Genomic DNA, 24,560 nt, shown 5'->3' with positions numbered 1-24,560 from the left:
TAAATGTTCCGATGCGGTTTTGGCTACGATGTTCATTGCCTTGTTTCCGATAGGGAACTTATTTTGGGAGGGGTAAAAATTCCTTATTCCAAGGGGCTTTCGGGTCATTCCGATGCCGATGTGTTAATTCACAGCATTATTGATGCTCTTTTAGGAGCTTTGGCTTTAGGGGATATCGGGACATTTTATCCCGATAACGATTTGGCTTATAAGGATATTGACTCCCGCATTTTACTGCGCAAAACATATACTTTAATCACGGAAAAGGGCTGGAAATTAAATAATTTGGATGCCGTTATCTGCTGTCAAGAACCAAAACTCCAACCCTTTATAAATGCAATGAGGGCTAATCTTGCCCTGGATTTACATTGTGCCATAGAGCAAATTTCCCTTAAAGCAACAACTGAAGAAGGACTTGGCATCAGTGGAAAAGGAGAAGGAATTAGCGCTTTTTGTCAATTACTGCTCGTAAAGGATTAAATATGAGGGCATTAGGAATTATTGGCTACCATCAAACCGGCAAAACAACTTTGGCAACCTGCCTGATAAGAGAACTGACAAAAAAAGGATATAATGTTTGCTCTATCAAAGATATACATAGTGAAACATATCGTTCCGACACTGAAGGTAAAAATACTTTTCTCCATACTCAGGCAGGAAGTAAAGCTGTTTTCGCTAAGGGCTTATATGACAGTGCCTTATTGTTTCCAAGACCGCTGAATTTAAAAGAAATGGTTTCCTACCTGCAAGCGGATTATCTAATTATTGAAGGTCTGCAAAATGCTCCTGTGCCTAAAATTGTCTGTGCGGAAAATACGGATCAACTGGAGGAATTGATTGATGACACCAGCATTGGAATTTCCGGGGTTATTTCTTCTAAAATGAAGAGTTTTAAGGGTTTACCAGTTTTTTCCTTACCGGATGATTTGTCTGTTTTAATAAGCACGATTGAAGAAAAATGCTTTGATATTTTGCCTTTAGCAGAGCCGGAATGCTGTTCTGCCTGTGGAAAGGACTGTTATACTATGGCTGAAGATATTATTCAGGGCAGAGCAGAAAGGAGTGATTGCGTTTTGGCTGAACAAGCAGAACTCAAACTTTGGGTGGGGGATAGGGAAATTGTGATTGTGCCTTTTGTGCAAAAATTATTACAGGATATCGTTATTGCTTTTGTGAATAACCTTAAAGATATAGACCCCAAAGGCAATATTAAGTTGGAGCTAAAGCGTTGATTTCCCGGGAAGAGTATTTTTCCAAGCGCGATCCTTCCGCCTTTCCTCTTTGGCAAAAAGCAACTGTAGGAATTGCCGGAGCGGGAGGTTTGGGTTCAAATATTGCCTTTTCCTTAGCCAGAGCCGGAATTGGTACTTTGATTATTGCCGATTACGACATTGTTACGCTGGAAAATCTTAATCGCCAGCAATATACTATAGCCCAAATTGGCAAATTGAAAGTGGAGGCATTAGCGGAAAATATTCAGTCCTTTAACCCCTTTATTAATCTTGTTTTGCATCCGGTAAAAATTACTCCTGCCAATTTTAACGCTATTTTTGGAACTGCAGACCTGCTTTTAGAGGCGTTAGATGAGGCAGAACAAAAAGAAATGCTAATTTCCTGCTGGACATCTAATTATCCGAATAAACATTTAATTGTGGCTTCAGGATTGGCTGGTTACGGTAAAAACGAAAGCATCCATACGGAACATTACGGTTTTTTACATCTTGTAGGCGATATGAAAAGTGAATTAAATGCGGAAATAAGCCCCGTTGCAACCCGTGTTGCCGTTGTAGCCAATATGCAGGCAAATTTGGCTTTGGAACTACTTGCGGAAACAAAAGGGATGTAAAAAATGGCTGATAAACCTGTTTTCTTTGTAAATGGGAATAAATTACCCTGGAAAGAAGGACTCGTTGTTGCAGATGCTTTGAAAATGATGAATTACACCTTCAAAATGCTGGTTATCAAAATGAACGGTGAACTTATCAAAAGAGAAAACTGGCAGACCACTCCCATTCCAGAAAATGCCGATATCAAAGTTATTCACCTTATTAGTGGTGGATAAATTTATTTAATGTTCCTGAACTACTGTTATTAATTTCTATTTTGCAAGAAGGATAACAAAACTTATCTCTTCTTTTTTATGGCAAACCTGCAAGCGTATTTATAAACATCGTGACCTATATGTAAAGATCGTCTAAGGGGACTACTGCAGTGTTAGGAAAGTGTTTGAGGGTTGTTAGATAATCTACTATGTCAAAAGTAATTATGTGATATATTCTGGTATTAGTCAAAATTAGCATTATTTCGTGAAAAGATAGACAGGAAAGAAAGCTAATTCATTCAGAATAAATATGTTGAAACTAACTATAGATTGGTTTTTCAGATAAAGAAGAATTATTCTATTCCGATAATTTTATGCAGCTGTAATGTTAGTTTTGCCTTTATCCCGTCTTTTAGCATCCATTTTGCAAGTTCTTTTGGCTCTAATACTTCTGTAAGGGGAGAAAAATGAATAATATTAACTTTAGGTTTATATTGGGCTAAAAAGGATAGTGCAAATTGATAATCATTTTTATCGGTTAGCACAAATTTCAATTCATCTTTATCGTTTAAATAATCTAAATTATCCTTTAAGAAAGCATCCACCATTCCGCTGCCTGGGGTTTTTACATCTACAATTTTAATTACATAATCAGGAACTTTTTCCAGAGAGATAGCTCCGTTAGTTTCCAGCAAAATTTTGTAAGATGACTTATGCAATTCCTCAAACAAAGCATCCACATCTTCCTGTAGTAATGGCTCTCCTCCAGTAATTTCCGTCAGAGAACAAGGATATTTCTTCACTTCTTCCATTATGGAACTGATGGCCATTGACTTTCCTTTGCCAAAAGCATATTGGGTATCACAGTAAACACAGCGTAAGTTACATTCGGAAAGACGGATAAAAATACAGGGATAGCCACTGTAGGCAGATTCTCCCTGTAAAGAATAGAAAATCTCTGTTACATTCAAGTGTTTTTCCATCTTTTAACCCGATAATATTCTCTCACAGATTACACAGATTACACAGCTTTGAATAAATAAGAAGTTTTTCAAAACTCCTCATTCATTCTCCATTTCCACAAGACCTCAAGACCTCTCAACCTAAAAAGGCAAATACGGAAAATCCTTATGATACCCCAAAACCTCATCAATCTGATCATTCAATTCCATAGGGTCACCAATCACGAATTTCTCCTTGTTTCCAGTGCGGAAGGTGCTATACATATTTTCATCTAAATTTAAAATTTCCATCCATTCACTATCTCCGAAACGGGGTATTCCTTCTACCAATAAAAGCTGTATGGTTGATGCTTCCAAGGCAAAAAGGTTTTCATAGGGATCGCGTTCAACTTTATCCACCAGCAATAAATTACGGCATTTATTAGGAATAATAAAAGCAAAATATTGAGGCAGATAAAGTGCTGTTGCTGCATTAACGGTAGCCATCCGATAGATTTCTTTGGTAGGAATTTTGGGAAAATGCTCCCTGATTTTAAGGAATTCAGCAATCAGATTCACTCCTCCGGACATAGTGGAATCCGTTCCAATACATATATTTGCCTTATGCTTAAGAACTTCATCAATCTTTAGTGTTTCTCCGATAAGGAAAAAATTGGAAGAAGGACACCAGCAAAGAGAAGCTCCAACATTGGCTACTTCACTAATTTCTTCTGCAGTTAAGGCAATGCCATGAATAATTAAAGTATTTGCTCTCAACAATCCCATTTTTTTCAGCTGGGAAAATTCCCCTTTTGTAATTTCGTCTTTTCCTTCACCCAAGTGAACTATAAAAGGCATTTTCCCTTTAGTTAATTCCATTTCTTTTTCCGGAGTTTCACCTCCCCACCAGTTACCAAGAGTTAAAGAATGACACTGACGGAAATTTTTAGGCACAACAATTGGCATTGCTTCATAATAGGCATCCACCTGATTGGATGAATGGTCCTGAACTACACTGCATCCGCAAAATAAGCTTTTATAGGCACCCAGCTTAGCCAAAATAAGCGAATTGGGCTCTTCCAAACGAAAACTACCGTTATTATGCCAAAAAATATCCCTTTCCTGGAAGGCAAAGGATTCCTTCATATCTTCAACCCAGATATGAGAATTTTTGTAGGGACGGTTGTTTCCTGCTCGGGGAACCCAGTTACTGATTAAATGGTCATGAGAATTAATTAAGGGAATATAGGCAATGGTATTGGAACAATCCTTGCGCAGGTCTATTTCCTCAAAAGGACTTCCCCAAAGATATAAATCAATTCCCTGCTCCATTCTGTCAGGGCTGATAACACTGATTGCGGGTTTAATTATCATACTCGTTGTTCTTTTATCCTTTTTGTTAATTTGGGAACAATTTCAAAAAGATCACCTACAATGCCTAAATCCGCAACTTTGAAGATAGGAGCATCAGGATCTTTGTTGATAGCGATAATATAATCGGAACTGGACATTCCTGCAAGGTGCTGAATTGCACCACTTATTCCAACTGCAATATAAATAAGGGGTTTAACTGTCTTTCCTGTCTGTCCTACCTGATGCGAATAAGCAATCCATTCTGCATCAACTGCAGCTCTGGAAGCTCCAACTGCTCCTCCTAATGCCTCAGCCAGTTCTTCAATTAAAGCAAAATTCTTTGCTTCTTTCAAGCCCCTTCCACCGGAGACAATGATATTGGCTTCAGTGATATTAATTAAACCGGTTTTTTCCTTTTCAAAACCAAGCCAGGTAGTTCTTTCCTCATCCAAATCAAAATTTATCTGTTCCTGAATTACAATTCCACTGCGAGTATCATCTCTGGGAATGGGATTCATAACTTTATGACGCACTGTAGCCATTTGGGGACGATGATTAGCTGTTTTAATTGTAGCCATAATATTGCCCCCGAAAGCAGGACGGGTTTGTAATAAGTCTCCTGTTTCCGGATCAATGGAAAGTCCTGTACAATCAGCAGTTAAGCCAGTATGTAAACGAATTGCCACCCGAGGAATAAAACTTCTTCCGATAACAGTTGCTCCGGCAAGAATAATAGAGGGTTTATACTTCAAAGCAAGTTCGGCAAGAGCATAAGCATAACCTTCATCCCAAAAATGTTTTAATGCGGGATCATCAATTTCTATAACCTGATCTGCTCCAAAAGCTATAAGCTCGGAAGAAAGACCTTCAATATTATGTCCTAAAAGAACAGCCGAAAGTTCTGAACCAAGCTCATCGGCAAGTTCACGACCCTTTCCTAAAAGTTCAAAAACTACAGGAGCAATAACGCCTTCTCTTTGTTCGGCAAAAACCCAAATTCCATTATATTCACTTTTGTCAATTGCTTCCGTTTTGGCTTTCCGTAATAAAATGGCATCAAAAGGACAAGCTGAAACGCAGGCACCACATAAAACACATTTATCACTGTCAATAATAGCAAGCTTTTCTTCAATTTTTATGGCATCATAAGCACAGGCACGCAAACAGGCACCGCAACCGACGCATTTTTCAATTAACACTTCAATCATAAACATTCTCCTTTTTCCATTAATTTTTATATTTATTTTTCTGTCAAGTCCAAAGTGAAAGAGAAGGAAAATGAAAATAGAGAAGGAATTAAGTAAGGAGTAGTCACTGCCTTTAACAATTTTATCATTTTTTCTAACTAATTTGGCAGTGAGGACTTGTAACGGTATAAGTTAAAAATACAGTAAGTCATAAAAAATCAGCCATATCCGCGTGCTTTTATTTATTCAGGGTTTGGTTTTTTTTCAAAGGGTTAAAAGAATTTGACGGCGGATTGATAATGCCTTATATTGTTAATATAATGAAGATGTTTTGCAGTTGTCAGGAGATTTTTTAATGTCCGAAATTAATAATAAGCGAGAAAGAAAAAACATATTCCGGAAACTAATTCATTTTTTCGCTCTCAACAGCAGTATGCTGGGAATGTTGATTATGGTTATTCTTGTAGGGATGGGCGAGAAAATGGCGGAACGCTTTTTGCCTTTGTATCTTATCGCTATGGGTGGAAGTTCTATAGTTATTGGTCTCTTAAATGGAATGGACAATCTCTTAAGTGCTTTATATTCTTTTCCAGGAGGTTGGTTAGCGGATAGAATAGGTTACAAGAAAGCATTAAAGATTTTTAACTTAATGGCTATGTTGGGCTATTTAATCGTGGTCATTTTTCCTTCCTGGATAGCAGTTTTAGTGGGGGCTGTATTTTTTATTTCTTGGACAGCTATTTCTTTACCGGCAACGATGAGTTTGATTAATTCCGTAGTTCCTGCCAACAGACGCTCTATGGGAATTTCTCTGAATTCTATTGTAAAGCGGATTCCGATGTCTTTAGGTCCGATTTTAGGTGGTGCCTTAATTTTACATTACGGGCGCATCCAGGGCGTGCGTTATGCCTTTATAGTAGCTTTTATTTTAGCAGGAGTGGCTTTATTTATTCAGGATAAATTTATTCAAGAGCAATCTCCGGAAGCGAAAACCGAAAGAAAAAAAGGGAGGGGTCTTTTTTCTGCCAATTTGCGTAATTTACTTGTTTCCGATATCCTGGTGCGTTTTTGTGAACAGATTCCTTATGCCTTTGTAGTTGTTTGGGTAGTAGAAAATAATCATATTAACGAATTGCAGTTTGGTATTTTAACTACTATTGAAATGGTAACAGCAATGCTGATTTATATTCCGGTTGCTTATCTGGCAGATAGAAGCACTCGCAAACCTTATGTAGCAATTACTTTTGTTAATTTTACTATTTTTCCTTTGGTTCTTCTCTTCAGTCATAGTTTTCCTGCAATGGTAATTGCCTTTATTATTCGGGGCTTGAAAGAATTTGGAGAACCGACACGAAAGGCATTGATTATGGATTTGGCTCCGGAAGATGCTAAGGCATATACTTTTGGAGTTTACTATCTGATTCGGGATGTAATTGTTGCTTTTGCAGCATTTGGAGGAGCTTTCCTGTGGCAAAAAAGTCCGCAATTAAATTTCTTAACTGCTTCGGCTTTTGGTTTGCTGGGAACGCTGTATTTCATTTTTAGGGTTAAACCGCAGAAACAGTTTTAGCCACTATGAGCACCGAATTCAGCAAACTTATTTTTAACATAGAGAAAAGTGGAATTAAAAGCGATTGTGAAAATAATAATTACTGAGATGAAAATATGGAAGATGGAATTAAATTGGAAGGGAAAATGCTTAAATCTATAATTGTAATGAAAAGGGATAACTACCATATATTATCTCTTACTTTAGATAAGTTTATATATATCTGTACCAAATAAAACAAATTTAGGAGTGAAAATGCCCATTCAAGAAGAATTTGAAAAATCAGGGGCTTGGATATTCAAGTGGAGAAGTTATCTTCCACTTTTAATGTTTATTCTCGGTATTGGAGCTATTCTGGACTTAAAAAATAGCCAATTCATAAAATACGATACGATAATAGAAGTTATCTGCTTTTCTATAAGCGGTTGTGGCATCGCAATTAGAGTACTTACTATTGGTCATACCCCTTCCGGAACTTCCGGCAGAAATACTAAAAGTCAGGTTGCCGATAAATTAAATACTACTGGTATGTATTCTCTTCTCAGGCATCCCTTATATTTTGGTAATTTTTTCATTATTTTGGGGGTGGTGTTATTTACGAGGCATATTTGGGTTATCATAACTTATCCGCTCATTTTTACCCTTTATTATGAGCGGGTGATCTTTGCGGAAGAAGCTTTTCTCCGAAAGAAATACGGAGAGGAATTTGTATCTTGGGCAAGTAAAACACCTGTGTATTTCCCTAAATTCAGTCATTATAAAAAACCCGAATTTCCTTTTTCCTGGAAAAAAGTTATCCGCAATGAATATCAGACATTTTTTGCTCTCATCTGCTCACTTTTTGCTATGGAAATAATTAGTGATCTTATTATCAGACAAAGATTTGTCTTTGATCCTGCCTGGAAAATCATTTTTATTACGAGCTGTTTTTTTTATCTCATAATTAGGTTTATAAATAAAAAGACAAACCTCTTGCACACTTCCGGCAGATAACTACAGGAAGTAATTTATTTTCTCTTTTTGGGTTGTACCCAGTTGAGCTTTTTATATTCCTGCTTAAAAGCTGGAGAAAACATTCTATCTTCCTGCTGTGTAAATACTTAGAATGATATGAAACACATCATCATCTCCGTCTTCAATTTGAACACCTAATTGTTTAAAAATTAGTTCGTTCCAAGAAGAATCCGTAACACTTCCGTAGCATTGCCCTTATCTCGTTACGGAGTCGTTACTCAATTGTTACATAATCTTTACAGGGTAAAGCAAGCTTAAAAAAAATATTATTCGCTGCTGATCAGAGTGGAAATAAAATTATTCGGTGCAACCTGTTTCAGAATAATATTGATAGCAGAAGTCAATGGCACACAAATCAGCATTCCTACAATTCCCCAAAGCCAACCCCAAAAAATGAGAGAAACCAATACCATTATGGGAGTTAGATTTAACTGCACACCCTGTAACTTGGGCTCAATTATATTGCCAATCAGCATTTGAGTGGCAACAATCAATAGGGCAAATATTAACCATAAAAAACTGAAACCACTCTGCATCAGGTAAATAAGTATGGGAATTGCGGAAGAAATAACTGAACCTACATCGGGAATAAAATCCAAGACAAAAAGCAAAATTCCGCAGACAAGAATAAAATCCACTCCGAAAATAAGCATCCATAGCATACACAGAAGTGCGGCAGATAAATTAACTAAGGTTCTGATAGTTAAATAGTTCTGAATTTGTTTTTCTATGTTTTGCAGGATATCCAATGTCTGCTCTTTGCTTAATTTGGAGGTGGCTTTTCTCAATCGCAAAGGCAATTTGTCAATCTCCAAAAGCAAAAAGATAAGAAAAAAGATGATTAAAAATATATTCTGAATGATACTTACCAGAGTGTTCACCGTGTTGCTGAGAAATTGAGGAATGGAAATAATTCCACTGCTCAAAATTTGTGCTATATTAGCAATGGAAATATTCTCCGTATTGATATTCCAGTTAGTTGCAAGGTTTTGAAGATATTCTGTTCCTTTGGCTATTAGGGCATTAAATTTATCCTCATAACGAGGCAACCCATTGATTAAACTATTGGAAGCAGCATAAATTAGCAATATTACTAACCCTAAAAAGACAGCTATAATCACTAAAGTAATCAGCAAGATTAAGACCATTGGAAATTTATGCTTCTTCAGATAGTTAATAAGCGGAGCAAAAAGAAAAAGCAGAAAAATAGAAAAGATTAAGGGGATAAAGATACTTTTAAGCGTTTTAAGAATATAAGCCACAACGGCTAAAGCGATGATAAGCAATAATATTCTTATCCAGCGCAGCTCTTTTGCACTATCCATATATGCCCTATTTACTCAGGTGTATTTTTTTCTTCTTTATGAACAGGATTCTCTTCTTCCGCTGGCAAATTTTCTTCATCCGAGTCAGAAAATGTTTCCTCTAAAGGATATTCCTCCACCCATTCCTGAATTTCAGAAGTAATAAATTCCTCTTGAACTTCCTCCGGTTTTTGTGCCGGTGCCGATATAGAGCTATTTTTCACACCCGCAATCAGAGTAAAAATACCCCCTAAAATAAAAGCCAAATTTGCCAGCCAAAAAGCGGGCTGCGCTTTAATAACCAGAATGCTGTTCAAATCTATGGAAGGATCAAAAAGCGGTTGATAAGCAGTTATAATTTGCAGTATTCCTACATTTAACAATTGGAGAGAAAGGACACCTATAATACTAATATATGCAGGTAGTAAATAGAATTGGATAGGAAGAACCAAAACCAAAACTAATGCCAAAACAGCTATAAATAATGCTATTAAAGCAAAGGGCTGAATACTGACAACAGGATTTTGATATTTTTTACCTACATCCTCTATTTTTTCTATCTCTTCTGCTATAGAAAGCTTTACTTCACCACCTATAACTAATTTGACGCCACTTAAAGAGGCAACTTCTGTCTTATCACAACTGACCAGAAAAAATGGCATAAAAAACGCCAGAATTACAATAGCGTAGAAAATTGCGGATATCTTCATTCTATCCTCCCTTTCTTTTACTGTTTTCAGATAATATAATTCATTATATACTGTCAAGCAAAATCGGCTTTTTCCTTTTTTGACTCACAATTTTCACCTGCCTTCCTCAAAACCACAATCCACTAATTATTGGTCTCTCCTTTTTTGACTCACAATTTTCACTTGCCTTCCAAAAAACCACGATTCACTAATTATTTCACTTTCAACCGAGCAATAACTGAATCCCCAATTAAAAAAATTGTGAGTTAAAAAAGGTTCTCAAGGTTAAAATCCATCTATATGATCTGCTGGGGTTGTCTCACCAACTCCAAAAATTCAGGTTGACAAAGAAGGTATTTTGATTATTTTGGTTATAGTAAGAGATTTTTGCAGGGCAAATACCTTTATCCATTTATAGTTCTTTTATACAGTTTATAGGGGGTGAAATGGTTTCGACAGGGAATCAGAGTGCTCGAAATGCATACCGGAGATTGTTATACCACTCCGTTAACAAGTAACAAACTGCAAATTAACTGCAAACAACAATTACGCTTTAGCAGCATAAGCTGTTAACGTTCAACTTCTTCGGTCCGTCGGAAGGAGATTGGGCGTCGGAACAGTACGGATGCGGTAGAACTAATTGCTGATAGGTTTTACCTAAGTTTAATCGGCTGCGGGAAAGCAGGTCTGATTGTCTTTCACTGCTTTTCTTAAGATAAAGACAACTAAGTATGTAGATTTTCGGGTGATCGGTTTTCTGGACGCGGGTTCGATTCCCGCCACCTCCACCAAAATTCCACTAATGAAAAATGAATTTACTCAAGAGTTAATTTAGATAGTTAATAAAGAGAACAAGAAGAAAAGAGAACTAATTGGTAATAGATGAAGTGATTTTCAGTTTATTATACTATTAGCCACTTATAAATAATCACTAATGTATATACATATAACCAATTTTTTGACCTCGCTACAAAAAATTACAGTGGACAATTATACTAATCTCTAAAATATGGTTCTCAAAATCATCTGGAGGATGAAATGCCGTTAAAACCTGAGGCAAAACAAGCTATCATGGCAGAGTTTAAACTCCATGAATCAGACACGGGCTCGCCGGAAGTTCAGGTTGCTCTGTTAACACAAAGAATAAAAGATATAACAGAGCACCTGAAAGAACATCCTAAGGACTTTTCTACCCGGCGCGGCTTGTTGAAACTGATCGGGCAACGCAGGCGTCTCCTTGATTATTTAAAAAAGAAAGATATTACCAGATATCGTAATTTAATCAAGACGCTCGGCATAAGGAAATAAACTTTGGTGTAGCTAATTCCGGAAGAATGACATATTGTTGTTTAATGGTTGACCCTGAGGTCAACCTTCCGGATTTTTGAACTAGTTATGAGTCCTCACTGCCAAATAAATTTGGTAAAAGTTATTGAGGCAGTGATGACTCCTTATTTAAAGGATTAGCCAGAAGCAACCTTCCTGTAAAAACGGCGGGAGTAATTAGCAATAAGCTAAAAGGTTTAGGGTCAAGACCTTTTCGCCTATTGCTTCTTCTCCCGCTAAAGATAAAAAAGGAGAAGTTATGCATAACTTCAATATTACTCGTCGTGAAACCGATTTTTGCGGACGCAAATTGATTGTAGAAACAGGCAAAATGGCAAAGCAAGCCAATGGCAGTGTTTTCATTCAATATGGAGAAACAGCTGTTTTGGTTACAGCCACGATGTCTAAAGAGCCCGCGGAAGATCAGGATTTCTTTCCCTTAACCGTTGATTACATTGAAAAGATGTATGCAGCCGGCAAAATACCCGGCGGTTTTTTTAAACGAGAGTCCAAACCCTCAACTGATGCCACTTTGATGGCAAGGGTTATTGACCGTTCCATTCGTCCTTTGTTTCCGGAAGGTTTTCGGAATCAGGTTCATATTGTAGTAACCGTGCTTTCTTTTGATGGAGTAACCGATCCTTCTACAATGGGTGTTTTTGGAGCTTCTTTGGCTCTTTCCATTTCCGATATACCTTTCAACGGACCTATTGCCAGTGTGACGGTTGGCTACATTGATAACCAATTTGTAGTAAATCCCCATTTTAATGAAATTGAAACCCAATCCAAGCTCAATTTAACCGTTGCCGGAAGTGAGAGTTCAATTGTGATGATTGAATCGGCAGCTTCGGAACTGAGCGAAGAAATGATGCTGGATGCTGTTTTTACTGGCCATAAGGAAATTCAAAAACTCTGCGCTTTGCAACAGGATTTTATTTCTGCCTGCGGAAAAGAAAAGGTAGAAGTAGTTCTGGACAGCATTCCGGAAGAAATAATGAACAAGGTAGAAAATGCTTTCGGTGCAAAAATAGCTGAAGCAACCGTTATTTTTGGCAAACAGGAAAGACAGGATGCCTTTGACGCAGCTGAAGCAGAAATGGTAGAAATGTTTTCCCAGCAAGAAGATACGGATTTAAGCCCTTGGGAAGAAACGGAGAGATACTATAAAATGGCTTTTGATGAGCTTATCCGTCGCTATGTGCGTGATTCCATTTTAAGAAAACAGCATCGTGTAGATGGTCGAGGAACAGATGACATTCGGGAAATTACTTGTGAAATTGATGTTTTACCCCGAGTGCATGGATCAGCACTTTTTACCAGAGGTGAAACACAATCCCTGGGGACTTTAACTTTAGGCGGAGGAACTGATGAACAGGTGATAGACGGCTTGGAAACAGAATATAAGAAGAGCTTTTATCTGCATTACAATTTTCCTCCTTATAGCGTTGGCGAAGTTGGAAGAATAGGACCTACGGGTCGTCGTGAACTGGGACATGGAAATTTAGCGGAAAGGGCTTTAAAAGCTGTATTGCCCGATAAAGATTCCTTTCCTTACACTATTCGCATAGTGGCAGATACGCTGGAATCTAACGGTTCTTCATCTATGGCATCTATTTGTAGCGGATGTTTAGCTTTGATGGCAGGTGGAGTTCCTATAAAAGCTCCTGTTGCCGGAATCGCTATGGGTTTAATAATGGAAGGTGAGGACTATGTTGTTTTAACCGATATTATGGGTTTGGAAGATCACTTGGGAGATATGGATTTCAAGTGTGCCGGAACGCGGGAAGGCATAACAGCAATGCAAATGGATATTAAGATTTCGGGAATTACCAGAGAAATTATGCAAATTGCTTTAAATAAGGCAAAATCAGCTCGCTTTAAGATTTTGGATATTATGGCTGAATGCATTGCCGAACCCAGAAGTGAACTTGCTCCTTGGGCTCCCCGAATTGAATCATTCAAAGTGCCTATAGATAAGATTGGAGAGATTATAGGACCTGGCGGAAAGATGATAAAATCAATTATTGAAGAATGTCAGGTACAGATTGATATTCAGGATGACGGAACGGTAAGAATACTTTCTCCCGATAAGGAATCCATTAATAAAGCCAAAAGTATAATTAAAGGAATTGCTGTTGATCCCGTTGCCGGTGATATGTTTGAAGGTCAGGTAACCCGCATTGAACCCTACGGAATTTTTGTAAAAATTTTAGGGGGAACGAAAGAAGGAATGGTGCATATTTCGGAAATGTATACCGGACGCATAAATCATCCCCTGGATATGGTTAAATTAGGAGATAAAGTGCAAGTAAGAACCCTGGGAATGGATAAAGGCAAACTTTCTTTATCTATGAAAGGAGTTGCCGGAAATCCTGAACCACATCCTGATGCCCATAGAGAAGAACAGCAAAATTATCATCAGCAAAATCGTGATGATAGGAATAGAGGTAGAAATAGCGGCAGGAATGACTATCATCGTCATCATCGTTAAAAAAAAACTAAATAGAGGAAAAAATGGACTACAAAATAGCTGATTTGAGTTTAGCGGAGTGGGGCAGAAAAGAAATTGATTTGGCAGAGGCAGAAATGCCCGGTCTGGTAGCTTTAAAAGAACGCTATCGTCATCGTAAACCCCTGGCAGGTGCCAAAATAACCGGCAGCTTGCATATGACAATTCAGACCGCTGTTTTAATTGAAACATTGGTAGAACTGGGAGCTCAAGTGCGTTGGGCAAGCTGTAATATCTTTTCTACTCAGGATAATGCTGCAGCGGCTATTGCCAAAAGAGGAATTCCCGTTTTTGCCTGGAAAGGAGAAACCCTGAATGATTATTGGTGGTGTACATTACAGGCACTTTCCTGGGAAGAAGGACCCGATTTAATTGTGGATGATGGTGGGGATGCAACTTTGATGGTTCATGAAGGATACCGTTTGGAAGAACAGTATAAACAAACAGGAAAACTTCCCGAAGTTGATGCCGAGAATGCAGAAATGAGAATAGTGCAGGAATTGCTTATCAATCAATTAACGATAGACCCTTACAAATGGCATAGAGCGGTGAAATGCCTACGCGGAGTTAGTGAGGAAACAACCACTGGAGTTCATCGCCTCTATCAAAAAAGAGATGAAGGCACTTTGTTATTTCCCGCTATCAATGTAAACGATTCGGTTACTAAATCTAAATTTGATAATCTTTACGGCTGTAGAGAATCCCTCGCGGATGGCATAAAGAGAGGAACGGATATTATGGTTGCTGGCAAAATTGTTATGATTTGCGGTTATGGAGATGTAGGAAAGGGCTGTGCACAATCAATGCGTGGTTTGGGTGCCAGAGTTGTAATCAGTGAAATAGACCCTATTTGTGCATTACAGGCAGCGATGGAAGGTTACGAAGTGAATACTGTAGATAATATGGTAGAAATTGCGGATATTTTTATAACGGCAACAGGAAATTGTGATGTTATTCGGGTTGACCATATTTTGAAGATGAAAAACAATGCTATTTTGTGTAACATAGGCCATTTTGACAATGAAATTCAGGTAAATAAACTTTATGAGATGGAAGGTGTGGAAAAGGTGAATATCAAGCCACAGGTTGACTTAATCAAACTTCCCAATGATAAAGCCATTATTTTGCTTTCGGAAGGTCGGCTGGTAAATTTAGGTAATGCTACAGGTCATCCTTCCTTTGTGATGAGCTGTTCTTTTAGTAATCAGGTTTTGGCACAAATAGAACTCTGGCAGAATGAACACGAGATAAATGTTTACACTTTGCCTAAGAAATTGGATGAAGAAGTAGCACGCGTACATCTTCCCAAGCTGGGAGCACAATTAACTCAGCTCTCCAAAAAACAAGCAGAATATATTAATGTGCCTATTGAAGGACCCTATAAACAGGATTATTATCGCTATTAAAGATGGCTACGCATAAACCTGTCTATGTAGATGAACTTTACGGTGAACTTGCGCTTTTCACAGATGACAGGAAATGGGTTGTAGTGCATACCAAACCACGCTGTGAAAAGAAACTTGCCGATTATGCAAAACAGCATCAGATAACTTATTACCTGCCACAATATACTTCCAAGCGGGTTTATCAAAGACGCAAAGTAGATGTGAATAAAGTGCTTTTTCCCTCTTATGTATTTGTAGGGATTGATTTTAAGGGTAAACAGGAATTATTGATTTCGGGTTATACCGTCAATTTTCTGAAGGTGAATGCTCAAAAAGAACTGATTGATGAATTACAGGCAATCTATTATGGAAGGCAGAAAAATGTGCAAATGGAACCCGGACTTTGGCTGGAAAAGGGTTTGGAAGTGGAAATTGTAAACGGTCCCTTGAAAGGCATCAGAGGTGTAGTTGAAGACCAATCCAAACTCACGGAAGTGCGTTTGCAGGTAAATATTTTAAAGCAAGCAGTGCTGGTTAAAGTTAGAACACAAGACATCAAGATTATTGGTGAATTTGAAATTGTGGAGATTGACGAATGAAGATTTTAGTAACAGGCGGAGCAGGTTTTATCGGTTCCAATGTAGCAGATGCCTATCTTCAAGCAGGGCACGAAGTTGTTATTGTAGATAATTTAGTAACTGGCAACAGGCGTAACATCAATCCTAAAGCGATTTTTTACGAAATGGATATCTGTGATGAAAGTTTAAGCGAGGTCTTTGCTAAAGAAAAGCCCGATATGGTAAATCATCATTCGGCTCAAATAAGCGTTCCGCTCTCCATTGAAAATCCCCTTCTGGATGTAATAAACAATGTTTATGGCTGGGTGAATGTGTTGCAAAATTGCGTTAGGACAGGGGTTAAAAAAGTTATCTATATTTCTTCAGGGGGAGCTATTTATGGTGAGGCGGAAGAGTATCCTACATCCGAAAAATACAATCCCAAGCCCCTTTCCATTTATGCGATAAATAAAAGCGTAGGAGAGGACTACCTCTATTTTTACCGTCATCAATATGGCTTGAATTACACGGTTTTGCGTTATGCCAATGTTTACGGACCAAGACAAATATCCCAGGGAGAGGCAGGGGTCGTTTCTCTTTTTACGGAAAAATTGCTGAAAGGTGAAATACCAACTGTCTATCGTTATGATAATGAGCCGGATGGAATGATCCGGGACTATGTTTATGTGGGGGATGTTGTTCAAGCTAATTTACTGGCTCTGGAAAGGGGAGAGGGTGAAGTTTTCAATATTGGAACCAGCATTCCAACCACTACTAAAGATTTATATTACGCAATAGCAAAACAATTGGGAATAAACCGTGAACCCTATTATGGACCTGCCAGAAAGGGAGATTTACATCGTTCCCTGCTTTCCTGTGAAAAGGCAAAAAAGGTCTTGGGCTGGAAACCGGAAACAGGTCTTAGCGAAGGCATTTCCCAAGTTATAAAATATTTTAAGGAGCTACAATGAAAATAGCGGTTATAGGAAGTGGCTATGTGGGCTTAACTACAAGTGCCTGTTTTGCGGAAATGGGAAATACGGTAATCAGTGTAGATAAGGATGAAAACAAAATAGAAATGCTGCAAGCAGGCAAAGTTCCTATTTACGAGCCGGGTTTGGAAGATATGATTCTGCGCAATATGACAGCCAAGCGTCTTAATTTTACATTAGATACAAAGCAGGCAGTGCAGGATTCACAAATTATTTTTATAGCTGTAGGAACTCCTCCCGGAGAGGACGGTTCTGCTGATTTACAATATGTTATTGCTGCTGCAGAAGAAATTGCTTCCTACCTGAATGAACCCAAAATTATCGTTAATAAATCCACAGTTCCGGTTGGAACAGCAGATTTGGTAAATGAAAAAATTCAGGAAGTGCTTAATGCGCGAGGTGTGGATATAAATTATGCTGTTGTCTCCAATCCGGAATTCCTGAAAGAGGGCTCTGCCATAGATGATTTTATGAGTCCGGATAGAGTTGTGATTGGAACGGATAATCCTAAAGCCGGAGAAATTATGAGAACCCTCTATGAACCCTTCTGCAGAACAAATGACCGCATTTTGATAATGGGCATCCGTTCAGCAGAAATGGCAAAATATGCGGCAAATTCTTTTCTGGCTACAAAAATATCTTTCATCAACGAAATCTCCCGTCTTTGCGATGCCTACGATGCAGATATTGCAGAAGTGAGAAATGGAATGTGCAGTGATTCCCGCATTGGCTATAAATTTATTTTTCCCGGAGTGGGTTATGGAGGAAGTTGTTTTCCCAAGGACATCAAAGCACTTATCAATATGTCTCGTAAAGTTGGTTATGAACCGCGTATTTTAACAGCGGTGGAAGAAGTTAACTCCGAACAGAAGAAGGTCTTGGTGGAAAAAGTGAAAGCTCATTTTGGCAAAAACTTGAAAGGTAAGACCTTTGCCGTTTGGGGCTTGGCTTTCAAACCGCAGACGGATGATATGCGTGAAGCTCCTTCCGTTGTAATAATCAATGAACTTATTGCTATGGGAGCTACGGTTAAAGCTTATGATCCTGTAGCTATGCAGGAAGCGAAAAAGGTTTTCGGCAATAATAATTCCGTAACTCTTTGTGCCGATGAATATGAAACCCTGAAAGATGCAGTGGCAATGTTACTGATAACGGAATGGCATCAGTTTCGCTATCCCGATTTTGAAAGGATGAGTAAAATAATGCAGCAGAAAGTGATTTTTGACGGGCGGAATCAATATAATCCTAAAGCGGTTAAGGAAATGGGTTTTACCTATTATGGAATTGGTCGTCGCTAAATCATTGCAAAGCTTTTTCAGTAAAGGCATAAAAAATTTATCTTGACGGAAATAAGCATTCTAAATTCTAAGAATAAAATTGAAAATAATTATGTTCATAATGACAAGGAGAATGAATGGTAAAATTAAGATTGAGAAGGATGGGTGCTATAAATCAGCCCTTTTACCGAATTGTAGCAGTTGATTCACGCAAAAAGCGTGACGGCAAATATATTGAATGCATTGGCTGGTATGATCCCAAGCCCGATCCTTCCAAAATAAAAATAGATACAGAACGTGCTCTTTATTGGCTTGGCGTTGGTGCACAGCCCTCAGATACAGTTCGTTCCCTGTTACGCAAAGCAGGTGTCTTACAAATTTGGCATAATAGTAAACAAAAGAAGAACCAGAAAACTGCGGAAGCAGAATAAAGTATAAAAGAAAACTGAGGTGAAAAATGAAAGATCTCATTGAATTCATTGTTAAAGCTCTGGTTGATGATCCTTCGGAAGTGAATATTACCGAGATCACTGGCGACAAAATTACCCTTTATGAGCTTAGGGTTTCCAAAGCGGACATTGGAAAAGTAATCGGCAAACGCGGTAGAACCGCAAGTGCCATCAGAACCATTATTAATGCTGTTAGCACAAAACAGGGGAAGCGTGCCGAGCTCGAAATTATCGAGTAAATGAAACATCCCCCTCTTATCGGAATCGGCAAACTGGGTAGGCAGAATGCAGATGGCTTTCATCCTGTGATGATCAAGCCGGAATACAGAAGCGTGTTTTCTGAGCTTGAGGATCTGTATTTGATCTTTAACAGCGATAGAGTGTTTTATGTAACTATCAGTGAGAGAATGCGGAAAGATAATAAAACCTGGATAAAACTGAAGGAAGATGGTGTTTCCGAAGAACAATTTCTACACAAAGATGTAGTGATTGCCATAGATGAAACGGCAATAGAGACGGAAGAAACATCTCTTAATTATCTTATAGGTTACCAGGTTATATTTGCGGGTGAGGAATTGGGAATTGTAGAGGACTTTTTTTTCAACGGAGCACAGGATGTTTTGCAGATTGTGGATAGTAAGGGAACGGAATATCTGGTTCCTTTTGTGGATTATTATATAGATACGGTAATTGATAATCTGCGTTGCGTGATTCTGCAAAATGCTTTAGACCTTGTTGCTCTTTATAAAGTAGAAGCAAAAAAGAAATGATCTTTGAAGTCCTCTCCCTTTTTCCCGATGCCTTTAGCGGGTTTTTAAACAGCAGCATTATTGCCCGAGCCAGAGAGAAAAAACTGCTGGCAGTAAATTTGACGGATTATCGTCAGTTTTCTCTAAATAAACACCATAAAGTTGATGATTATCCTTATGGTGGTTTTGCCGGAATGGTTATTCAGGCACAACCAATTTATAGTGCTTTAATAGAACTTTTAGAGAAAGGAAATGCTCCGGTTGTTTATTTCACTCCGCAAGGTAGACCTTTAACTCAAAAGATTTTAGAGAGTTACTCTTCCTATAAACGCATAATCCTGCTTTGCGGTCATTATAAGGAAATTGATCAAAGAGTGCGTGATCTCTGTGTTTCGGACGAAATATCTTTAGGGGATTATGTTTTGACCGGAGGCGAAATTCCGGCTCTGGCTTTTATTGATGGAGTAAGTAGATTACTGCCAGGAGTGCTGAGTGATAGGGAAAGTGCCAATAGTGATTCTTTTAGTAATGAAGGGCTTGGTTTTCCTTGTTATACAAGACCGGAAATTTTTATGGGCTTAGGCATTCCGGAAGTTTTGCTTAGCGGAAATCATAAAGAAATAAAGAAATGGGCATTAGAACAGGGAAAACGCTTAACAGTAACCCGCAGACCAGATTTGAAAAAGTAAACAAACAAGCAGGAAGAAAGAAACCTAAAACAACTAATGTGAGCAAGGAATTTGCCGGTAGGGAAAATTTATTAATTTCCGGCTTTATTTTATGACAGAAATGCTCTTAATGAAGTAAATAAATATTAGAACGGGATAGAGAAAACTCCTTTTTTAATCCGTTCAATCCTTGTTTGCACACGGTTTTTACCTTCCGAGTATATATATGGGAGGAACCCAAATGGATATTCTGCAACAAGTTAGCAGAGACCAAATTAGAACTGACTTACCGGATTATCGCGTTGGTGATACCGTTAAAGTTCATTATAAAATTAAAGAAGGTAACAAAGAACGCATTCAGGTTTTTCAGGGTATCGTTATTCAAAAACGAGGCGCAGGTATTTCTAAAACATTTACCGTGCGTAAGGTCTCCAGTGGTGTTGGGGTGGAGAGGATTTTTCCTCAAAATTCTCCAAATATTGATAAACTTGAGATTATTCGTCATGGACAAGTAAGAAGAGCGAAACTATTTTATCTGCGTAGCGCTCAAGGTAAAGCAGGAAGAATCAAAGAAAAAAGAAGATTCACTGTATAGTTACACAGAAAAACTCAATCTTAAGCCCCTTCTTAAATTTTAGGAAGGGGCTTTATTTTGTGTAGCCGGAGTACGCGTCCCTCCACTTTTTAAGGAAGAATGAAAATAAATTGAGGCGAAAATGATAATAAGAAAAGTAAAAAGTCATTATCGCTGAAATAAATTATACTTTACCTGCAAACTCGTTTAGCGATGAGGACTCGTAACGATAAAGTTAATAAATCTGTATCATCTATTTGTGAGAAATAATAAGTCGTCACGAGTCATAAGCGTCTTCAAAGAAATCTGTAAGGGAAAAATTATTAAGGCGCTAATGACTCCTGACTTAAAGGAGTTTTATATGTCAGAAAGAGTATTTTACAATAGTCCGGATGGCTTTTTCCATCTGCTGCTGGAAATAGAGGAAGAGACCATTATGAGCATGAATTTTTGTCCGGCTCAAGTTTCCAGCCAACCTTCCAATGACCTGGAAAGAGAAATATTCCGCCAATTTGACCTCTATTTTACAGGTAGGAGCAAAGAGTTTGACCTTCCTTTTTTTGCAACAGGCACTGTTTTTCAGCTTATGGTTTGGGAAGAAGTGATGCGGATACCTTATGGTAAAACATTAACTTATAAGGAAATAGCAGAGCGCATTGCTAATCCGAATGCCAGCAGAGCTGTGGGCAGAGCACTGAATAAAAATCCGGTTCCTATTCTTATACCTTGTCACAGAGTAATCGGTTCCAAAGGAAAATTAACAGGTTACGGAGCCGGTATCGCTATCAAGAAAAAGTTGCTGGAACTGGAAAGGAGTAATCTGTAATGATTATTGGTATTGGTTGTGATATTATTGAAGTAGAACGTATTCAAAATGCTATAGAGAAAAATTCCCGTTTTTGTGAAAAGCTTTATACTACTTCGGAAATTGAGTATTGTTCCGGCAAAGCAAATTCCTATCAGTCCTTTGCAGTTCGTTTTGCTGCCAAGGAAGCAGTGATGAAGGCATTAGGAACCGGTTGGAATGGAGAAGTTAACTGGATAGATATAGAGGTTGTAACTTCAGAAAAGGGTTCTCCGACTATCAATCTAACTGGAGGTGCAAAAGACCTTGCAGATAAGCTAAAGGTAAATAATATTTGTCTTAGTTTGGCTCATGAAAAGGGATATGCGTTAGCTTTTGTTATTTTGGAAGGAGAATAAAAGTTTAGTTGAGGCATAGAGAATAATCCACAAAACCATACTTCTTTGGGAAAAAAGTTCCTACGGAACTCTTTCTTGGAAAAAGAGATAATGACTTTTCTGATTGCTTTTCACCGGGTTGAAACCCGTTGTTAATATCTGTCGGGGCTGTCCCGAAACTAAAAGTTAGTTTTGGGACAGTAAATATAAGCCATTTTAAGGAACAATCTCCTCTTGAGAATACATCTTTGTATACCTGAAAATGGTAAAAAATGGACTTTTGGGAGGTTGTGAGACAGCCTCTTTTTAAAGTACAATATATTGTATTTTAGCTTTCCGGGTTGAAATCTATTTTTATAAAATATCGGATGGGAAACGCATAGATATTATTTATCTTTTGTGGATTCCTGCTGGAGCAGGACTGACAAAAGTTTCTGCTTTCGGAGGTAGGACAAATTGCTTATCATTCCAAAAAATGATATTACTTTGTGATTCCTGCGTCTTTAATTTTATAACAAAAAACGGTTCAAAAGTTGCTTCATTTACTTTATAATTTCATTACTTGCAGTTAAGAAACAGGGAGCTTATGATGAACAAGATAGCCAAAATAATCGTGCTAATAGCGTGTATCGCCATTATCTGGATAGGTTTAACCGCCGATGAAGTAATTATCGGTTCGGGAACTCAAACAGCAAGAATTCCTTTGGATTTCTTCTATCATAACTCTTTATTTGAGTGCTTATATTATCAAAATGAGTTGGGTTTTGCACAAGGAACTATTTCCCGCATTGCTTTTTACAATAATTTTGTAACTTTGCTAAACAACAAGCCCACTAAAATTTGGTTGGGAACAACGAATCTTACCACCCTAAATGCCGGTTGGATTCCTTCTACGGAGTTAACTTTGGTTTTTGACGGGCAGGTTAATTATCCTTCAGGTATTCATATAATTGATATAGAGCTGGATACATTGTTTCATTATACAGGTGGGACTTTGGTTTTGATGGTGCAACGTCCTATGGATAGTGGTTATTTTTCTTCCAGTGATAAATTTTACTGTCAGACGGATACTATGTTACGTGCCCGAAATGCCTATCATGATACTCAATTATTAGATCCTGCCAATCCTCCTGCAAGCGGTTTTGTGCTTAATGGTCAATATCCTAAAATAAGAATTACTTACACAGCTCAAAGCATTGCCAGCGACCTTGCCTGTTCGCAAGTTATTTCTGATAAAGTTGTAACTTTAGGTGCTACGGAGCAGGTTCAGGTGAAGATTAATAATTATGGTTATGAAGATCAAGATAATTACATTATTAACCTCAAAAAAGGGGATGGAGAACTATTAGCTACTGCCCTCGGAAATCCTGTTTCAGCAGGACAAACTCTTATTCAAACATTAATGTGGGTTCCCACAACTCCCGGCACTTATGATATTTTTGCCGAAGTTGTGTTGAATGGTGATCAGGATCTTACCAATAATCAATCTCCTCACATAAATGTTATAGCTTTTGAAGCCGGATTTTTTTCCTTAACCATAGGAATAGGTAATCTGAGCGGTAATCTGCCTTTGGATTTCAGTTATCACACCAGTTTATTTGAGACCCTAATTTATGCTCCAGAAATAGATACAACGGGGATTATAACGCACCTGATATTTTACAATAATTTTATTGAAAATATTAATGATAAACCTGTTATTATCTGGCTGGGTGAAACAGACCTTGTCAATTTGCCTTTAACCTGGATACCATCTTCTAATCTGGTAATGGTTTATTATGGAACAATGTCCTTCCCAGCGGGACAGAATGAAATAATTTTCCCGCTTTATCCAACTTACAATTATCAAGGTCAAAATCTTGTTTTAATGGTTCAGCGTCCTTTTGATTATAATGTTTATAATTCCAACAATGTATTCCGGATGCAATCAAGCGCAATGCAACGCACAAAATATATTTACAGTGACCAGCAGGAACACGATCCGGGAGCACCTCCACTTTATGCTTTTGATTCTTATCAGTTTCCTCAAACGGGATTTATTATGCGTCCTCCCAATACAGGTTTTTTAAGGGGAACCGTGAGAAATGGAACTGATTTAGTAATTGGAGCAACTGTTACAGCTGACGGCAGCCAAACTACTTACACCTCTTCCGCAGGAACTTATTCCTTATTATTGAGTAGTGGTTTGCATAATATCACAGCTTCCTATCCCGGATTAAATACAGTTACCATACAAGTGAACATTACGGCGGGAATTGTTACTACTGAAGATTTTAATTTGGAAGGCAACGCGGTTGAAGATCCTCAAACACCTCATATTTCTACTTCCCTGAAAGGAATTTATCCCAATCCTTTCAATCCCGAAACAACTATTTCTTTCAGTATTTATAGGGATAACACCCCGGTTGTAATAGAATTATATGACCTCAAAGGACGTAAAGTGAAAACCCTCATAAATTCCGTCTATAACAGGGGAGAACAGCAATTTCATTTCTTTGCAAAGGACGAAAAGAACCAGGACCTTGCCTCGGGAGTTTATTTTATCCGGCTTTCCGCACCCGATTATAGTAAAACCGTTAAAGCACTTTTGCTGAAATAGGCATTTTATGTAACAAGATATTTTCACAGTATCTAATATCAGTTTCAAGTGGAAAAGTGATGTCTTAAAAATTCTGTAAGACAAAGTAGTTTTATTCCAAACAAGGCAGTTGAGGACAAATGGGTGGGCAAATTTGTTCTTTGCCAAAGAATTCGTAAAACTCTGAAAAATGAATGTCAGTTATTTATGCGGAATTGGAAACTGCTAAATCAGTT

General features: G+C 38.0%; 25 protein-coding genes and 1 other RNA gene. 21 read left to right on the top strand and 5 right to left on the bottom strand.

The genetic code is table 11. From position 1 onward, the window contains the following. Positions 1 to 3: 3 nt before the first annotated feature. From ispF to thiS, 4 genes are read left to right on the top strand one after another with little or no spacing between them, the layout of a single operon-like run. Entirely contained in the window at positions 4 to 480 is a 477-nt protein-coding gene (ispF, locus tag CLOAM_RS07015; protein ID WP_015425197.1) for a 2-C-methyl-D-erythritol 2,4-cyclodiphosphate synthase, read from the top strand. A gap of 2 nt (positions 481 to 482) precedes the next feature. After that, positions 483 to 1,232 (top strand): molybdopterin-guanine dinucleotide biosynthesis protein MobB, encoded by a 750-nt coding sequence (locus CLOAM_RS07010; protein WP_044279045.1) that lies wholly within the window; start codon positions 483 to 485, stop codon positions 1,230 to 1,232. Then, entirely contained in the window at positions 1,229 to 1,846 is a 618-nt protein-coding gene (thiF, locus tag CLOAM_RS07005; protein WP_015425195.1) for a sulfur carrier protein ThiS adenylyltransferase ThiF, read from the top strand. The genes CLOAM_RS07010 and thiF overlap by 4 nt, the downstream gene beginning before the upstream one ends. Before the next feature lie 3 nt (positions 1,847 to 1,849). Next, entirely contained in the window at positions 1,850 to 2,062 is a 213-nt protein-coding gene (gene thiS / locus CLOAM_RS07000) for a sulfur carrier protein ThiS (protein WP_015425194.1), read from the top strand. Positions 2,063 to 2,394: 332 nt separating this feature from the next. On the opposite strand, the gene CLOAM_RS06995 is transcribed toward thiS, so the two are convergent. The 3 genes from CLOAM_RS06995 to CLOAM_RS06985 form a co-directional block, all read right to left on the bottom strand. Continuing rightward, positions 2,395 to 3,024, bottom strand: a complete 630-nt coding sequence (locus tag CLOAM_RS06995; protein WP_015425192.1) for a 7-carboxy-7-deazaguanine synthase QueE — start codon at positions 3,022 to 3,024, stop codon at positions 2,395 to 2,397. A gap of 120 nt (positions 3,025 to 3,144) precedes the next feature. Further along, a complete protein-coding gene (locus CLOAM_RS06990; protein ID WP_015425191.1) occupies positions 3,145 to 4,356 on the bottom strand; it encodes an amidohydrolase family protein in 1,212 nt (403 codons plus the stop codon). Beyond that, positions 4,353 to 5,543, bottom strand: coding sequence for an electron transfer flavoprotein subunit alpha (locus tag CLOAM_RS06985; protein WP_044279044.1), 1,191 nt, complete (start codon positions 5,541 to 5,543; stop codon positions 4,353 to 4,355). The genes CLOAM_RS06990 and CLOAM_RS06985 overlap by 4 nt, the downstream gene beginning before the upstream one ends. 334 nt (positions 5,544 to 5,877) lie before the next feature. Here CLOAM_RS06985 and CLOAM_RS06980 point away from each other — a divergent pair, with 334 nt between their 5' ends. Both CLOAM_RS06980 and CLOAM_RS06975 read left to right on the top strand, forming a co-directional pair. Next, positions 5,878 to 7,092 carry an MFS transporter gene (locus CLOAM_RS06980; RefSeq protein ID WP_044279043.1) on the top strand — a complete coding sequence of 405 codons (1,215 nt, stop codon included), beginning with the start codon at positions 5,878 to 5,880 and terminating at the stop codon, positions 7,090 to 7,092. Between the two features lie 234 nt (positions 7,093 to 7,326). Further along, on the top strand, positions 7,327 to 8,064 hold the full coding sequence (locus CLOAM_RS06975; RefSeq protein ID WP_044279042.1) for a methyltransferase family protein: 738 nt from the start codon (positions 7,327 to 7,329) through the stop codon (positions 8,062 to 8,064). A gap of 287 nt (positions 8,065 to 8,351) precedes the next feature. On the opposite strand, the gene CLOAM_RS06970 is transcribed toward CLOAM_RS06975, so the two are convergent. Both CLOAM_RS06970 and CLOAM_RS06965 read right to left on the bottom strand, forming a co-directional pair. Further along, positions 8,352 to 9,410 (bottom strand): AI-2E family transporter, encoded by a 1,059-nt coding sequence (locus tag CLOAM_RS06970; protein ID WP_015425185.1) that lies wholly within the window; start codon positions 9,408 to 9,410, stop codon positions 8,352 to 8,354. Between the two features lie 11 nt (positions 9,411 to 9,421). Continuing rightward, on the bottom strand, positions 9,422 to 10,099 hold the full coding sequence (locus CLOAM_RS06965; protein WP_232502668.1) for a hypothetical protein: 678 nt from the start codon (positions 10,097 to 10,099) through the stop codon (positions 9,422 to 9,424). 416 nt (positions 10,100 to 10,515) lie between these two features. Between CLOAM_RS06965 and ssrA the strand changes: the two genes are divergently transcribed. From ssrA to CLOAM_RS06895, 15 genes are all read left to right on the top strand, one after another. Then, positions 10,516 to 10,869: a transfer-messenger RNA gene (gene ssrA, locus CLOAM_RS09090) on the top strand. Positions 10,870 to 11,116: 247 nt separating this feature from the next. Then, a complete protein-coding gene (gene rpsO / locus CLOAM_RS06960) occupies positions 11,117 to 11,386 on the top strand; it encodes a 30S ribosomal protein S15 (protein ID WP_015425183.1) in 270 nt (89 codons plus the stop codon). Positions 11,387 to 11,663: 277 nt separating this feature from the next. Beyond that, positions 11,664 to 13,895, top strand: coding sequence for a polyribonucleotide nucleotidyltransferase (gene pnp / locus CLOAM_RS06955; protein WP_015425182.1), 2,232 nt, complete (start codon positions 11,664 to 11,666; stop codon positions 13,893 to 13,895). A 23-nt stretch (positions 13,896 to 13,918) separates the two neighbouring features. Next, positions 13,919 to 15,319 carry an adenosylhomocysteinase gene (gene ahcY, locus CLOAM_RS06950; RefSeq protein ID WP_015425180.1) on the top strand — a complete coding sequence of 467 codons (1,401 nt, stop codon included), beginning with the start codon at positions 13,919 to 13,921 and terminating at the stop codon, positions 15,317 to 15,319. 2 nt (positions 15,320 to 15,321) lie between these two features. Continuing rightward, a complete protein-coding gene (locus tag CLOAM_RS06945; RefSeq protein WP_015425179.1) occupies positions 15,322 to 15,897 on the top strand; it encodes a transcription termination/antitermination NusG family protein in 576 nt (191 codons plus the stop codon). Beyond that, on the top strand, positions 15,894 to 16,826 hold the full coding sequence (locus CLOAM_RS06940; protein WP_015425178.1) for an NAD-dependent epimerase/dehydratase family protein: 933 nt from the start codon (positions 15,894 to 15,896) through the stop codon (positions 16,824 to 16,826). The genes CLOAM_RS06945 and CLOAM_RS06940 overlap by 4 nt, the downstream gene beginning before the upstream one ends. Further along, the gene (locus CLOAM_RS06935; protein ID WP_015425177.1) at positions 16,823 to 18,145 is read left to right on the top strand and encodes a UDP-glucose dehydrogenase family protein; all 1,323 of its coding nucleotides are present in this window, start codon (positions 16,823 to 16,825) and stop codon (positions 18,143 to 18,145) included. The genes CLOAM_RS06940 and CLOAM_RS06935 overlap by 4 nt, the downstream gene beginning before the upstream one ends. 116 nt (positions 18,146 to 18,261) lie before the next feature. Further along, a complete protein-coding gene (gene rpsP / locus CLOAM_RS06930) occupies positions 18,262 to 18,555 on the top strand; it encodes a 30S ribosomal protein S16 (RefSeq protein WP_015425176.1) in 294 nt (97 codons plus the stop codon). Between the two features lie 26 nt (positions 18,556 to 18,581). After that, positions 18,582 to 18,812, top strand: a complete 231-nt coding sequence (locus CLOAM_RS06925) for a KH domain-containing protein (RefSeq protein ID WP_015425175.1) — start codon at positions 18,582 to 18,584, stop codon at positions 18,810 to 18,812. Next, positions 18,813 to 19,343, top strand: a complete 531-nt coding sequence (locus tag CLOAM_RS06920) for a ribosome maturation factor RimM (RefSeq protein WP_015425174.1) — start codon at positions 18,813 to 18,815, stop codon at positions 19,341 to 19,343. It begins immediately after the preceding gene. After that, on the top strand, positions 19,340 to 20,011 hold the full coding sequence (gene trmD, locus CLOAM_RS06915) for a tRNA (guanosine(37)-N1)-methyltransferase TrmD (RefSeq protein WP_015425173.1): 672 nt from the start codon (positions 19,340 to 19,342) through the stop codon (positions 20,009 to 20,011). The genes CLOAM_RS06920 and trmD overlap by 4 nt, the downstream gene beginning before the upstream one ends. A 220-nt stretch (positions 20,012 to 20,231) precedes the next feature. Continuing rightward, a complete protein-coding gene (gene rplS / locus CLOAM_RS06910; protein ID WP_018198538.1) occupies positions 20,232 to 20,585 on the top strand; it encodes a 50S ribosomal protein L19 in 354 nt (117 codons plus the stop codon). A 340-nt stretch (positions 20,586 to 20,925) separates the two neighbouring features. Continuing rightward, entirely contained in the window at positions 20,926 to 21,390 is a 465-nt protein-coding gene (locus CLOAM_RS06905; RefSeq protein ID WP_015425170.1) for a methylated-DNA--[protein]-cysteine S-methyltransferase, read from the top strand. After that, positions 21,390 to 21,767 carry a holo-ACP synthase gene (locus tag CLOAM_RS06900; RefSeq protein WP_015425169.1) on the top strand — a complete coding sequence of 126 codons (378 nt, stop codon included), beginning with the start codon at positions 21,390 to 21,392 and terminating at the stop codon, positions 21,765 to 21,767. The genes CLOAM_RS06905 and CLOAM_RS06900 overlap by 1 nt, the downstream gene beginning before the upstream one ends. A gap of 565 nt (positions 21,768 to 22,332) precedes the next feature. Then, a complete protein-coding gene (locus tag CLOAM_RS06895; RefSeq protein ID WP_232502667.1) occupies positions 22,333 to 24,345 on the top strand; it encodes a carboxypeptidase-like regulatory domain-containing protein in 2,013 nt (670 codons plus the stop codon). Positions 24,346 to 24,560: the final 215 nt, after the last annotated feature.

The sequence above is a fragment of the Candidatus Cloacimonas acidaminovorans str. Evry genome, from assembly GCF_000146065.2.
Classification (GTDB): domain Bacteria; phylum Cloacimonadota; class Cloacimonadia; order Cloacimonadales; family Cloacimonadaceae; genus Cloacimonas; species Cloacimonas acidaminivorans.
The sequence above is the reverse complement of the archived record's forward strand: the minus strand, read 5'-3'. Positions and strand labels throughout refer to the sequence as shown.

What these genes read in the sequence shown, in the direction of transcription:
- ispF (WP_015425197.1), top strand. Translation starts at nt 4, where the DNA reads ATGTTCCGATGCGGTTTTGGCTACGATGTTCATTGCCTTGTTTCCGAT.
- CLOAM_RS07010 (WP_044279045.1), top strand. Translation starts at nt 483, where the DNA reads ATGAGGGCATTAGGAATTATTGGCTACCATCAAACCGGCAAAACAACT.
- thiS (WP_015425194.1), top strand. Translation starts at nt 1,850, where the DNA reads ATGGCTGATAAACCTGTTTTCTTTGTAAATGGGAATAAATTACCCTGG.
- CLOAM_RS06995 (WP_015425192.1), bottom strand. Translation starts at nt 3,024, where the DNA reads ATGGAAAAACACTTGAATGTAACAGAGATTTTCTATTCTTTACAGGGA.
- CLOAM_RS06990 (WP_015425191.1), bottom strand. Translation starts at nt 4,356, where the DNA reads ATGATAATTAAACCCGCAATCAGTGTTATCAGCCCTGACAGAATGGAG.
- CLOAM_RS06985 (WP_044279044.1), bottom strand. Translation starts at nt 5,543, where the DNA reads ATGATTGAAGTGTTAATTGAAAAATGCGTCGGTTGCGGTGCCTGTTTG.
- CLOAM_RS06980 (WP_044279043.1), top strand. Translation starts at nt 5,878, where the DNA reads ATGTCCGAAATTAATAATAAGCGAGAAAGAAAAAACATATTCCGGAAA.
- CLOAM_RS06975 (WP_044279042.1), top strand. Translation starts at nt 7,327, where the DNA reads ATGCCCATTCAAGAAGAATTTGAAAAATCAGGGGCTTGGATATTCAAG.
- CLOAM_RS06970 (WP_015425185.1), bottom strand. Translation starts at nt 9,410, where the DNA reads ATGGATAGTGCAAAAGAGCTGCGCTGGATAAGAATATTATTGCTTATC.
- CLOAM_RS06965 (WP_232502668.1), bottom strand. Translation starts at nt 10,099, where the DNA reads ATGAAGATATCCGCAATTTTCTACGCTATTGTAATTCTGGCGTTTTTT.
- rpsO (WP_015425183.1), top strand. Translation starts at nt 11,117, where the DNA reads ATGCCGTTAAAACCTGAGGCAAAACAAGCTATCATGGCAGAGTTTAAA.
- pnp (WP_015425182.1), top strand. Translation starts at nt 11,664, where the DNA reads ATGCATAACTTCAATATTACTCGTCGTGAAACCGATTTTTGCGGACGC.
- ahcY (WP_015425180.1), top strand. Translation starts at nt 13,919, where the DNA reads ATGGACTACAAAATAGCTGATTTGAGTTTAGCGGAGTGGGGCAGAAAA.
- CLOAM_RS06945 (WP_015425179.1), top strand. Translation starts at nt 15,322, where the DNA reads ATGGCTACGCATAAACCTGTCTATGTAGATGAACTTTACGGTGAACTT.
- CLOAM_RS06940 (WP_015425178.1), top strand. Translation starts at nt 15,894, where the DNA reads ATGAAGATTTTAGTAACAGGCGGAGCAGGTTTTATCGGTTCCAATGTA.
- CLOAM_RS06935 (WP_015425177.1), top strand. Translation starts at nt 16,823, where the DNA reads ATGAAAATAGCGGTTATAGGAAGTGGCTATGTGGGCTTAACTACAAGT.
- rpsP (WP_015425176.1), top strand. Translation starts at nt 18,262, where the DNA reads ATGGTAAAATTAAGATTGAGAAGGATGGGTGCTATAAATCAGCCCTTT.
- CLOAM_RS06925 (WP_015425175.1), top strand. Translation starts at nt 18,582, where the DNA reads ATGAAAGATCTCATTGAATTCATTGTTAAAGCTCTGGTTGATGATCCT.
- CLOAM_RS06920 (WP_015425174.1), top strand. Translation starts at nt 18,813, where the DNA reads ATGAAACATCCCCCTCTTATCGGAATCGGCAAACTGGGTAGGCAGAAT.
- trmD (WP_015425173.1), top strand. Translation starts at nt 19,340, where the DNA reads ATGATCTTTGAAGTCCTCTCCCTTTTTCCCGATGCCTTTAGCGGGTTT.
- rplS (WP_018198538.1), top strand. Translation starts at nt 20,232, where the DNA reads ATGGATATTCTGCAACAAGTTAGCAGAGACCAAATTAGAACTGACTTA.
- CLOAM_RS06905 (WP_015425170.1), top strand. Translation starts at nt 20,926, where the DNA reads ATGTCAGAAAGAGTATTTTACAATAGTCCGGATGGCTTTTTCCATCTG.
- CLOAM_RS06900 (WP_015425169.1), top strand. Translation starts at nt 21,390, where the DNA reads ATGATTATTGGTATTGGTTGTGATATTATTGAAGTAGAACGTATTCAA.
- CLOAM_RS06895 (WP_232502667.1), top strand. Translation starts at nt 22,333, where the DNA reads ATGATGAACAAGATAGCCAAAATAATCGTGCTAATAGCGTGTATCGCC.